General features: G+C 40.5%; 10 protein-coding genes and 2 rRNA genes. 5 read left to right on the top strand and 7 right to left on the bottom strand.

Annotated elements, in window-relative coordinates:
- From F952_RS09415 to cysK, 4 genes are all read left to right on the top strand, one after another.
- A 23S ribosomal RNA gene (locus F952_RS09415) occupies window positions 1-2,790 on the top strand; the annotation flags it as partial.
- A 195-nt stretch (window positions 2,791-2,985) separates the two neighbouring features.
- A 5S ribosomal RNA gene (gene rrf / locus F952_RS09420) occupies window positions 2,986-3,100 on the top strand.
- A 332-nt stretch (window positions 3,101-3,432) separates the two neighbouring features.
- The gene (locus F952_RS09425) at window positions 3,433-3,975 is read left to right on the top strand and encodes a GNAT family N-acetyltransferase (RefSeq protein WP_004926496.1); all 543 of its coding nucleotides are present in this window, start codon (window positions 3,433-3,435) and stop codon (window positions 3,973-3,975) included.
- A gap of 69 nt (window positions 3,976-4,044) precedes the next feature.
- On the top strand, window positions 4,045-5,043 hold the full coding sequence (cysK, locus tag F952_RS09430; protein ID WP_004926499.1) for a cysteine synthase A: 999 nt from the start codon (window positions 4,045-4,047) through the stop codon (window positions 5,041-5,043).
- Between the two features lie 98 nt (window positions 5,044-5,141).
- On the opposite strand, the gene F952_RS09435 is transcribed toward cysK, so the two are convergent.
- From F952_RS09435 to F952_RS09465, 7 genes are all read right to left on the bottom strand, one after another.
- Window positions 5,142-5,657, bottom strand: a complete 516-nt coding sequence (locus F952_RS09435; RefSeq protein WP_011182326.1) for a lytic transglycosylase domain-containing protein — start codon at window positions 5,655-5,657, stop codon at window positions 5,142-5,144.
- A gap of 245 nt (window positions 5,658-5,902) precedes the next feature.
- Window positions 5,903-6,844, bottom strand: a complete 942-nt coding sequence (locus F952_RS09440) for a phosphatidate cytidylyltransferase (RefSeq protein ID WP_004926504.1) — start codon at window positions 6,842-6,844, stop codon at window positions 5,903-5,905.
- Window positions 6,841-7,527 carry a lysophospholipid acyltransferase family protein gene (locus tag F952_RS09445; RefSeq protein WP_004926507.1) on the bottom strand — a complete coding sequence of 229 codons (687 nt, stop codon included), beginning with the start codon at window positions 7,525-7,527 and terminating at the stop codon, window positions 6,841-6,843. The genes F952_RS09440 and F952_RS09445 overlap by 4 nt, the downstream gene beginning before the upstream one ends.
- A gap of 13 nt (window positions 7,528-7,540) precedes the next feature.
- The gene (locus tag F952_RS09450) at window positions 7,541-7,981 is read right to left on the bottom strand and encodes a hypothetical protein (RefSeq protein ID WP_004926511.1); all 441 of its coding nucleotides are present in this window, start codon (window positions 7,979-7,981) and stop codon (window positions 7,541-7,543) included.
- On the bottom strand, window positions 7,978-9,342 hold the full coding sequence (locus F952_RS09455) for a phosphatase PAP2/dual specificity phosphatase family protein (protein WP_004926514.1): 1,365 nt from the start codon (window positions 9,340-9,342) through the stop codon (window positions 7,978-7,980). The genes F952_RS09450 and F952_RS09455 overlap by 4 nt, the downstream gene beginning before the upstream one ends.
- A gap of 15 nt (window positions 9,343-9,357) precedes the next feature.
- Complete coding sequence (locus tag F952_RS09460; RefSeq protein WP_026056829.1) at window positions 9,358-11,103, bottom strand: bifunctional alpha/beta hydrolase/class I SAM-dependent methyltransferase; 1,746 nt, start codon at window positions 11,101-11,103, stop codon at window positions 9,358-9,360.
- Between the two features lie 22 nt (window positions 11,104-11,125).
- On the bottom strand, window positions 11,126-11,767 hold the full coding sequence (locus F952_RS09465; RefSeq protein WP_004926522.1) for a CDP-alcohol phosphatidyltransferase family protein: 642 nt from the start codon (window positions 11,765-11,767) through the stop codon (window positions 11,126-11,128).
- Window positions 11,768-11,914: 147 nt separating this feature from the next.
- Here F952_RS09465 and ybaK point away from each other — a divergent pair, with 147 nt between their 5' ends.
- Complete coding sequence (gene ybaK / locus F952_RS09470) at window positions 11,915-12,382, top strand: Cys-tRNA(Pro) deacylase (protein WP_004926525.1); 468 nt, start codon at window positions 11,915-11,917, stop codon at window positions 12,380-12,382.
- Window positions 12,383-12,400: the final 18 nt, after the last annotated feature.

The raw sequence follows: 12,400 nt of genomic DNA on the forward strand, positions 1-12,400 counted from the left end.
TGATCCGGAGATGTCTGAATGGGGAAACCCACTTATCATAAGATAGGTATTGCATGATGAATACATAGTCATGCAAGGCGAACGAGGGGAAGTGAAACATCTCAGTACCCTTAGGAAAAGAAATCAATTGAGATTCCCTTAGTAGCGGCGAGCGAAAGGGGAACAGCCCATTAAGTTGTGTGTGTTCTAGTGGAACGCTCTGGGAAGTGCGAACGTAGAGGGTGATATTCCCGTACACGAAAGGGCACACACAATGATGACGAGTAGGGCGAGGCACGTGAAACCTTGTCTGAATATGGGGGGACCATCCTCCAAGGCTAAATACTCCTGACTGACCGATAGTGAACCAGTACCGTGAGGGAAAGGCGAAAAGAACCCCTGTGAGGGGAGTGAAATAGATCCTGAAACCGCATGCATACAAGCAGTGGGAGCCGACTTGTTCGGTGACTGCGTACCTTTTGTATAATGGGTCAGCGACTTATATTCAGTAGCAAGGTTAACCGCATAGGGGAGCCGTAGGGAAACCGAGTCTTAATAGGGCGTATAGTTGCTGGGTATAGACCCGAAACCAGGCGATCTATCCATGAGCAGGTTGAAGGTTGGGTAACACTAACTGGAGGACCGAACCCACTGTCGTTGAAAAGCCAGGGGATGACTTGTGGATAGGGGTGAAAGGCTAATCAAGCCTGGTGATAGCTGGTTCTCCCCGAAAGCTATTTAGGTAGCGCCTCGGACGAATACCATAGGGGGTAGAGCACTGTTTCGGCTAGGGGGTCATCCCGACTTACCAAACCGATGCAAACTCCGAATACCTATGAGTACTATCCGGGAGACAGACTGCGGGTGCTAACGTCCGTAGTCAAGAGGAAAACAATCCAGACCGCCAGCTAAGGCCCCAAAATCATAGTTAAGTGGGAAACGATGTGGGAAGGCATAGACAGCTAGGAGGTTGGCTTAGAAGCAGCCACCCTTTAAAGAAAGCGTAATAGCTCACTAGTCGAGTCGGCCTGCGCGGAAGATGTAACGGGGCTAAAACTATGTGCCGAAGCTGCGGATGTAACTTTAAGTTACGTGGTAGGGGAGCGTTCTGTAAGCCGATGAAGGTGGATTGAGAAGTCTGCTGGAGGTATCAGAAGTGCGAATGCTGACGTGAGTAACGACAAAACGGGTGAAAAACCCGTTCGCCGAAAGACCAAGGGTTCCAGTCCAACGTTAATCGGGGCTGGGTGAGTCGACCCCTAAGGCGAGGCCGAAAGGCGTAGTCGATGGGAAATTGGTTAATATTCCAATACTTCTGTGTAATGCGATGAGAGGACGGAGAAGGTTAGGTCAGCCTGGCGTTGGTTGTCCAGGTGGAAGACAGTAGGCATGCATCTTAGGCAAATCCGGGGTGCTCTATGCTGAGAGTCGATAGCAAGCTAGTTTACTAGCGAAGTGGCTGATACCATACTTCCAAGAAAAGTCTCTAAGCTACAGTTACACAGGAATCGTACCCGAAACCGACACAGGTGGTCAGGTCGAGTAGACCAAGGCGCTTGAGAGAACTCTGCTGAAGGAACTAGGCAAAATGGTACCGTAACTTCGGGAGAAGGTACGCTGTTGATGGTGATGGGACTTGCTCCCTGAGCGATTGACAGCCGCAGAAACCAGGCCGCTGCAACTGTGTATTAAAAACATAGCACTCTGCAAACACGAAAGTGGACGTATAGGGTGTGATGCCTGCCCGGTGCTGGAAGGTTAATTGATGGGGTTAGCGTAAGCGAAGCTCTTGATCGAAGCCCCAGTAAACGGCGGCCGTAACTATAACGGTCCTAAGGTAGCGAAATTCCTTGTCGGGTAAGTTCCGACCTGCACGAATGGCATAATGATGGCGGCGCTGTCTCCAGCAGAGGCTCAGTGAAATCGAATTCGCCGTGAAGATGCGGTGTACCCGCGGCTAGACGGAAAGACCCCGTGAACCTTTACTGCAGCTTGACATTGAACTTTGACCTTACTTGTGTAGGATAGGTGGGAGGCTTTGAAGATGGGACGCCAGTTCCATTGGAGCCATCCTTGAAATACCACCCTGGTAATGTTGAGGTTCTAACTCTGCCCCGTAATCCGGGGCGAGGACCATGTCTGGTGGGTAGTTTGACTGGGGCGGTCTCCTCCTAAAGAGTAACGGAGGAGTACGAAGGTGCGCTCAGCGTGGTCGGAAATCACGCGTAGAGTATAAAGGCAAAAGCGCGCTTAACTGCGAGACCCACAAGTCGAGCAGGTACGAAAGTAGGTCTTAGTGATCCGGTGGTTCTGTATGGAAGGGCCATCGCTCAACGGATAAAAGGTACTCTGGGGATAACAGGCTGATACCGCCCAAGAGTTCATATCGACGGCGGTGTTTGGCACCTCGATGTCGGCTCATCTCATCCTGGGGCTGAAGCAGGTCCCAAGGGTATGGCTGTTCGCCATTTAAAGAGGTACGCGAGCTGGGTTTAGAACGTCGTGAGACAGTTCGGTCCCTATCTACCGTGGGCGCTGGAAATTTGAGAGGATCTGCTCCTAGTACGAGAGGACCAGAGTGGACGAACCTCTGGTGTACCGGTTGTGACGCCAGTCGCATCGCCGGGTAGCTATGTTCGGAAGGGATAACCGCTGAAAGCATCTAAGCGGGAAGCCTACCTCAAGATAAGATTTCCCTAGGAATTTATTCCTCTAAAGAGCCGTTCAAGACTAGGACGTTGATAGGTTGGATGTGGAAGCATAGTGATATGTGAAGCTGACCAATACTAATTGCTCGTGAGGCTTGACTATACAACACCCAAACAGTTGTTGTATGCAAGATAAATTCATACAAATGATCAATTCAAACTTGATTTAGTTAATGAACTAGTTACAATACCGACTCAATAGTCCAATCCGTTAAACTCATTTGGTACAAAGTACGGCACACACTGTGAAATACAATCCACAGTCAAAATAAGACCCGAAAATGTCCATAAACAGTTTGCTGGCGACAATAGCAAGAGTGAACCACCTGATCCCTTCCCGAACTCAGAAGTGAAACCTCTTCGCGCTGATGGTAGTGTGGCGTTAGCCATGTGAGAGTAAGTCATCGCCAGCTTTTAAATATAAAAGCCCCCTGAATCAAAATCAGGGGGCTTTTTTTATGCAAAGAAATAAATTAAGTAGAAAGAAATAGAAAAAGAAATCAATCACACATAGAACTAAACAGTAAAAAAGGGCTCAAGCCCTTTTTTAGTACGGTTAAATAATGATTATTGACCCTTCCACTGATCAATAAATGCCATGGTTAACTTCGCTGCATTGCGTTGCGCAATTCCTGATCCAGAAAGATATATGACTTAACTCATTTTAAACAACTTAACTAAAAAACACTTCATCCTATTCCAATCTTTACTTAAGATAAATGAAGTTAAAATTGAGCAGTAATTCGTGCAATTTAAAATTATCAAAGCCCAAGAGTTAGAGAAGCAGCAGCGAGAAAAAATTGCTGAGTTATGTTTTGCTGCTTTTGAGGAAGATCCTTGGAGCCAATATGCATTTATGCAAAATGCTTTTCATATTATAGGTTTGTTAGGTGAGGATATTGTGTCACATGCTTTATGGACTGATAGAGTTTTCACATTAAATAATCATGTCACTTTAAAAACTGCATATATAGAATATGTGACTACTGATTCCACCATGCGTGGAAGAGGTTTAGCATCAAAATTATTAATGTATTTAATTAATATTTTAACAACTAAGAAATATGAACTTGCCGCCTTACAACCAGAAGTTGAGGCATTCTACAGAAAGCTAGGTTGGGTTTCTTGGGGAGGAAATTTATATATCAAACATAATATTTCTATTTATAAAACAGATGGAATTGAAGTCATGCTTTATCCATTGAGTGGTGGGCTAAAAGATCAGATAGTTTGTAGTTTAAAAAATGATAAGATCTGTACAGATTGGAGAGAAGGAGAACTTTGGTAGTTTATTTGACAAGATTATTATGATTCAGAATAATGATTTGGAATCATTCCAAATCTAATAAGGATTAAGATGTCTACCGATCAAGAGTTTAAAGCACCAGCAAATTTGGGCATAGCAGTATATTCAAATAATGCAGAAGCAATTGGAAATACGCCTTTAGTACGCATTAATCGTATTATTAAAACTGGTGCAACGGTTTTAGGTAAAGTTGAGAGTCGAAACCCTGCATTCTCAGTAAAATGCCGCATTGGTGCTGCTTTAATTGCAGATGCAGAGAAACGTGGTGTATTAAAATCTGGTATGCATATTGTTGAACCGACTAGTGGCAATACAGGGATTGCTTTAGCTTTTGTTGCAGCTGCAAAAGGTTACCCGATTACCTTAACCATGCCAGCAAGTATGAGTCTTGAGCGCCGAAAAGTGCTTAAAGCTTTCGGTGCAAACTTGGTTTTGACAGAACCAGCAAAAGGAATGAAAGGTGCAGTGGAGGAAGCAGTACGATTGGCGACAGAACAGCCAGATATATATTTCCTGCCACAACAGTTCGAAAATCCAGCTAACCCTAAAATTCACGAACAAACCACAGGGCCAGAAATTTGGGATGCAACCAATGGGCAAGTTGATATTTTAGTCGCTGGAGTTGGTACAGGCGGCACAATTTCAGGTATTTCGCATTATTTTGAAAAAGTTCAGAATAAACCCATTTATTCAGTTGCAGTTGAACCTGCAGAATCTCCGATTATCACTCAGACCAAGCGTGGTGAGGAGATTACACCTGCACCTCATAAAATCCAAGGTATTGGCGCCAATTTTATTCCAAAGAATCTGGACTTAGATATTGTAGATGAAGTCATGCCCATCACTAGTGATGAAGCATTGGAATGGGCTCGTAAATGTGCGACTCAAGAAGGAATTTTGGGGGGTATTTCATGTGGTGCAGCCTTAGCTGCTGCTGCAAAAATTGCAGAACGACCTGAAAATGAAGGTAAAACTATTGTTGTGATTTTACCAGATAGCGGTGAACGCTACTTATCTTCTGTATTATTTGAAGGTATGTTTGAGGAATAGAAAAAATATATTCACTCATGTAACAGCATGCCTAGTCTAAAATCTTTTATAGGTATGCTGCAATACATCTGAGCAAGTATTAAAATAGCCTAAGCTAATCAAAGCTCTTTTTTAAGAGATTTCTCAAAACGTTTTACTGAACGTGCATATTTTTTTGCTTTGTGGCGTGTCCAGAAACTAGATTTATAACCTGTTGGACCAACATTATAATAAGCACTAGCTTTAAACCAACTTCCAGCAATTTGATTGTAATGACCTAAAATGTAAGCACTGCATTGGATATTGGTATATTCATCTGAGAGATTTCCTGGACATGATTGTTGCCAGTAGCTTGGAATAATTTGTGCTAAACCAATTGCTCCACCAGAGGAACGAGCATAAGAATTATAATTCGATTCCTGACGAATAGTCGCTGCAATGAGTAGAGGAGGTACTTCATAACGATCTGCACTTTGGATAATCATCGGAGATAAGCGATTTGCTGTAGATGGCGAAACAGCATAAGCTTTTTGAAGTCCATTAGATAGTTTGGAAGAGCGTTGTGCTAAAGTTCCACTATGTGGCCCAAGTGCGGTACAACCTGTAAATAGAATACACGTAGATAAGCTAAACAGTACTTTCTTCGAATAAAAATTTCTATAATTTTTTAGTTTCAAGTGAGGTTGAAAATAAGAGATCAAGATAAACAACCCATCCAAAAATTTGATTCTTGGATGGTAGTTTGCTGTTATTCATACGTCAATATTTGATAACTTTTCAATAACAAGAGAAAAATCATACATTGTTTTAAATATTATTTTACGATTACTCACTCCTAATCAATGAATCGAATCTCGAAATTGAAGTCAAATTTTCCAATTTAGCTCCACCAATATCTTAAAATATGAAAGAAAATTGGTGCGGAGAAACAAATGGAATCGATGCGGTCTAGCATTCCACCATGACCTTGTATCAGTTGTCCCCAATCTTTAACACCACGGTCGCGTTTAATGGCGGACATTACCAGGCCACCGAAGAAGCCAAAAATACAGACAATCAGTCCAATAAGTGCGGCTTGCCAATAATTAAAAGGAGTAAGCCATTTGAGTGTGATACCTAGTAATGTTGCTAATATGATACCCCCCAATAATCCTTCTACGGTTTTAGATGGCGATAATACAGGCGCAACTTTATGTTTACCAAATAATTTTCCACATACATATTGTAATACATCAGATGTCTGTACCACGATAATCAACCAGATTGCGAGCCATATTTTATCACCATAAAACTCTGGCAATTTTAGATTAAGTAATGCAGGCACGTGTGAAATGCAGAACACACTCACCATGAGGCCCCATTGGATTTTTGCACTGCGCTCTAAGAAATGGGTAGTATCTTCCTGCTTTAAACTGGCGATTGGAATCAGTAAAAATACATAAAGCGGAATAAAAATTGAGTAAAGACCGTACCAATTGATATAGACCAAGTAATATTGGTAAGGAATAACAAAATAAAAGGCGATTAATAAAGGGAAATAATCTCCGCGGCGTGTGGGTAAGAGACTAATGAATTCACGTAAAGCAAATAGCGAAATCAAACCAAATAACACAATAAAAGCCATTTTCCCCAAAAGGATTGCAGCGGCAAGTACAATTAGCATGACCCACCAAGCGTTGATTCTGGCATTTAAATTATCGATAACTGGAGATAGGGTATCGCCTGAGCGGAGTTTTAAAATAAATCCAACAGCTGATGCGAAAACTAGAATTGCAGCAAAAATACCAAAAATTAGATAAGTCTGTTGTAGATTATTGATCATTGATATTCAGCCTGTTTAAGTTTTACAAGTTCTTCCTTTGCATATTGGAGAAATGTTTGCTTATCTAATGTTTTAATATCTTTTAATGGACATCCAAAAATAACGGTGGAAAGTAAAGGCAGTGGAATAAATGCGCCTTTGGGCATGACTCTTTTCAAATTGGAGATCCATACAGGAACAATTTCAACCTGTGGAAATTCCTGACTTAGATAATACAAACCACTTTTAAAATCTAAAAGTTCTACATCATCATTGAGATTCCGTGTTCCTTCAGGGAAAAAAATAATTGAATATCCCTGAGCAAGTACTTCTTTTACAGGTTGCAATGGGTCTTCATGATTTTCACGTTGACGTTGAATCGTCACACCAGAAAAAGTATCTTGGATCAAAAAGCGACGAAAGCCATCTTTTAACCAGTAATCCGAAGCAGCAATAGGACGAGTTTGTCGTCTTATCGGTTTAGGTAAGGATGACCAAAGTAATATAAAATCGATGTGACTATTATGGTTGGCGTAATAAATCCGCTGTTTCAGTCCTGGTTCACATCCAACCCATAGGCTCCGTGCACCCGTCAATAATCTTGCGCTACGACGAGTCAAAAATGCAATAAATCTGGCAAATAATTGACTGACTAAAGACTTTTGTTTTAAAGAATCAATTGAATTCGATGGAGATGATTTCATTATTTTTCTCAAATTAATATTCAGAGAATAGGCCAATTAATACAATGAGCAATATATATTGAATAATTAGCAGCAATATCTGGATTTTGAATAATTTTAAGCAGCCTTTAAAACGATTATCCCAAGAACGTCCTGTTTTACTTACAGGCATCAGTTTCAAATCAAGCATTGTTTGATCGAATTGTTGCGTGAGTTGATCAGATGAAACCTTTTGAGACAATTGATACTGTAATAAAGATTGTAGTAGATCGCCATCAAATTTTACTCTTAGTGAAATATAATGATGGATAAATAAAGCAAGAAAATTCAGCGTGAGAAGCAGCCAGTATTGTAGTGATGATGCGCCATAAAACAATAACAAGGTGGTAGATACAATAAATGCAACATAGCCAGAAAGTAAAAGGTAATTTGTCTGACCCAGTAAACGTGATAGCACAATCCAATGCATATTCATGGTACAGACTCCATAAGTCTGAGCTGATAAAGGTTAATCTGTTCAATTTGCTGTTCGCTAAGCTTAACCCATGGGCGTGCAACACGAATGAATTGTAGGGCATTTTTGATATTTACTGCCTGTTGGTTCTTAATCAGCCAAGCGCATAAAACTGCTGTACTACGGGAATATCCCAAAGCGCAATAAATAAGAATTGAAGGGTGTGCATGTTGTTGTGACTGTTGAATCAGTTTTTCAAATGCTTCAACTGCGTACTGGAGTTGATCTGCTTGTACAGCAATCAGATCAAGGGTCAAATATTGCTGATAGGTACTTTGTGTAGCAACGGGCAGTTCAGCACAACAATCAAAAATTGCAGTATATTTTGTCGTGTGCGCTTGTGAAGGAATACGACCAAGAAAAATTTTTAGCTGACTATGCTTATGCTCAAATATCAATGAATCTTCAGGATGTTTCTTTGTCCATAGCCGACTGTTAAGCCAAGCAAACACTAGATATGGTCCAAATAAAATAAGTGCTGCTATGGTCATTTTTCCGTTAGCTTGCTTTTGGAAAAAATGAGGTCGAACCAAAATATAGGCCAGACTCACCAGAAATAAACTTAAAGCAGGATAAAATAACCAGAGCGCCCAATTTCGGATTTGCCAAGCGATGATACATAGCACAATTGCACCTAGCAGATAATAACTAGCGAGCTTAAAATGCTTGATTGTTCTCACTTGATGAATCTGGGTTTGATAGGGGGCTTTAACGTAAAGTGGAAAAAACCATAGACATAAAGCACCTACAATTATCCCTGTTGGGATATCAATAAAATGATGCTGCCAAGTTGTTAAAACTGATAGTCCAATCAAGCATGACCAAATATCAACGACCCATCGACATGATGAAGCAACATGACGACGATAAAAATCCCATAAAATGATGAGTAACACAATATGCAGGGAAGGCGCCTGATTAAAGGGTTTATCAAAACCCATCAGAATATTAAACCAGAGACCAAAAAAACCATGTAGTTCTGGGCGTTCAAAGCTGAATTTGAGAGGAAATAGTAAGAAGCAACTGATTGAAATGAGTTGTGCCGTGAATAGTCTTAAAGCATGCTGTTTGAGTTCAAACTTATTCCAGCAAAGTAATAAAGACAGACCATAAAAAAGATCGATTGACCAGTAGGGAATAATTGTCCAAGGCCAAAGAGGAATCAACTGTTCCCATTCAAAAACAATACTGCGAACCTGTGTTAAACCCGCAGCATACTGATTGGAAAAGCCATAACTGAGAAAGAAAAAGGGCGCAAGTATAACGAGGCACAATATCCCCCATTTCCATGTCCCTGACTGTTTTTGTAATTGTTGCTGCATGCAATCAACCTTAAATTATATTTTTTGTGCAATTGAAACAGTAAAGATTCCGAATTGATCAATATATTGATCAATCTTTTTAAATCCAGCCTGTTCAACCAGTGCATCCATTTCGGCCTGTGATCTTAAACGCATGACCCATGCTTCACCCTTTCGATGAGAGGTAAGGGCACGTGCAATAAACTCCTGCTGAGGATGCCAGATTTGTCCGGTATAAATTAGATAGCCACCTGTTTCAATCGCTTGGGAAAGACCAGACAGAGATTGACGCAACAGATCATTGTCACTAAATAGCTCATACAGTCCAGATACCACTGCTAAGTTGACTTGTGGCTCAATACTAGCCAGTGAAGCTTGATCAAATGCATCTCCAAGCTGAAACGTAGCAATATCCTCTAAACCTTTGGAATGGATGAGTCTATTGCCAGATGCTACGTTAAGCTCACTATAATCTCTCAGTAAAATTGATTGCGGACGTTTAGAGATTTTTGCCACTGCGTCGAGAATATAGCGACCGTGTCCTGCTGCGATATCCAGAATTTTAAGTGGTTGATCTGCCGCGATCAATTTTTCTGCATAGACTGGAAGTAATTGCTCGATATGTTGTTTACGAATTCGAATTCCACGCCAGCCAATCGCATTTAAGTATTGTCGGTCAATCATTTTGCCAAGAATATTTGTGCTTTCAGGTTGGTCACGGTATACAAAGTCGAGTGTGCTCCCAGAATCATAGCCTGTATCTTCACCAATTTTGAGGCCTTGTGAAAAACGACTACCAATTTTTAGATTTTTTTTGGTTAAATTCCAGAACCAGTATTTCCATGAATTTTTAGGTAAAGGCGCACTCAGTTGTTCGGCGATTGCACAGCTTGGTCCAATTTTATCCGCATGAACGATCTCGATGGGCTGATGATTTTCTGCAAAACTTTGCTGCACAAAACGACGAATCTTATCAAATGCAATACTTCGGTGTTTTTCACCCAAAGTATCATGGTAAAAACCTTCTAAGATATGAAACTCTTTTTGTGGATGAGGTAAGCGCTCGTAAAATAAACGTTGTGGTTTTTGATGAACAACATAATCTGAACCAGAGCAAAGCACCTGGGTGGGTACAAAAATATTTTGTGCATCCTCTACAATACGTTTAGACGCATCATATAAACCAAGTAACATGCGTACTGAAATAGCTTTGGCAATTTGTGTGTCGGTGTCATATTCGGCAGCACGTTGTTCATCATGAGTCAGCATTTTTGCTTTGACATAACTGGTGATAAAGAAATTACCACGCAATTTACTCAGCAGTGTTAATCCTGGCTTGGCGAACGGTACATACAGTTTGATATCGAAAGCGGGTGAGGCAAGACATAAGGCACGTATTTTGGGTGCGTAATCATGTACCCATGTTGCAGCCAGAACAGCACCCACGCTTTGTCCAATCACGACCATATTGGATGGCTGAATCTGATAAGTATCTGTGAGATGTTGAACGAAAGACTGAATATCTTTTACACAGGCAGAAAAACTGGGTGCATCACCACGCTCGCCTGGTGAGTGACCATGACCACGGGCATCCCATGCAAAAAAGTCAAAATCTGGAAGTTTCAATTCATCAACCAGATGTGCCATTCGTTGCGAATGTTCATGTCCCCGATGAAATAATACAATCGCTTTTTGCTCAGGATTATCAGAAGCAGCCCAACGTTGATAAAATAAACTGGTTCCATCGTGACTTATAAATTGATGTTGTGTATTGTTATGCATCATTATGATCTCAAAATAAAAATTAGGTTACCGTAATTGCATTCTTTACGCGGTTATAAATTGTGATAAATAACAGAATGGTCATCATAGCTAAAAGACCATTTGTGACATAGCTGATGGTTTGATAGGAAATGATAGAATCAAGATAAGATGCCATGATGCTCCAGATAGCCAATAAACTAAACCAAAAAGCACGATCACTTTTGCCCATAGGTCCATCGTAACGACGCATTTGACCAATTAAAGGTGCCATTACACCTGTGTATTCACTCAGAATTGCTAGAAAAATGACGAATAAAAGCAGTGGTGTAGAAATAAAACTGATGACCATAAAGCAAGCATAGAGTGCTGTATCTGAAATCACATCGCAAAGCTCATTCAGATAAGCACCTAACTGTGTTTGCTGGTTAAACTCTCGTGCCAACATGCCATCAATGGCATTAAAAGCCATGCGAATTAACATCCAAAAAGGAATAAGTAAAAATCCGATATAGTGATGCGTATCTTGTCTATAGACATAAAATAAAGCACATCCAAGCACCAGTGAAATTATCATCGCAAGAATAGTGACCTGATTTGCCGTGATTCCACGTGCATACAAGTATTTTACTAAAGGGCGTAATAGGTTTTGAAACGCTGGTTTTAATTGATAAATAGATGGCATTGTTATTTTTAAAATAGTGATTTAAATCGTATTTTAATCATGTCTATAAATAAGTTACAAGAAAGAAGTGATTTTAAATAGCCTAAGCAAATTTGATTATGCTTTGAAAGAACTTATAATTAAATTTATTTTGGCTTTAGATAGACAATGACACCAGCTTGCAAATTACTTAAAACCAATAAGATTGAATACAGTATTCATGAATATGAACATGATCCAAATGCAAAAAGTTTTGGTCTTGAAGCTGCCGAAAAGTTGAATCTTGATGTAGAAGAAGTCTTTAAAACTTTGCTGGTAACCGATGATAAAAATCACTATGTTGCAATTTTACCTGTCAATCATCAGCTTAATCTAAAAAAAGTGGCGGGAGCATTCGGTTGTAAAAAGCTGCATATGGCTGATCCAAAGGATGCAGAACGACTTACTGGCTATCTGGTGGGAGGAATTAGTCCACTTGGTCAGAAAAAGCGTCTTAAAACCGTCATTGATGCTTCGGCTGAAAGCAAACATAAAATATATGTCAGTGGTGGAAAACGTGGACTCGATATTGGCGTAGCACCACAAGCGATTGCAAAAATATTAGGTGCGCAGTTCGTTGATATTCTTGATCAGTGATCTTTGCAGAAAGATGAA

Source organism: Acinetobacter baylyi DSM 14961 = CIP 107474, from assembly GCF_000368685.1.
Taxonomy (GTDB): Bacteria; Pseudomonadota; Gammaproteobacteria; order Pseudomonadales; family Moraxellaceae; genus Acinetobacter; species Acinetobacter baylyi.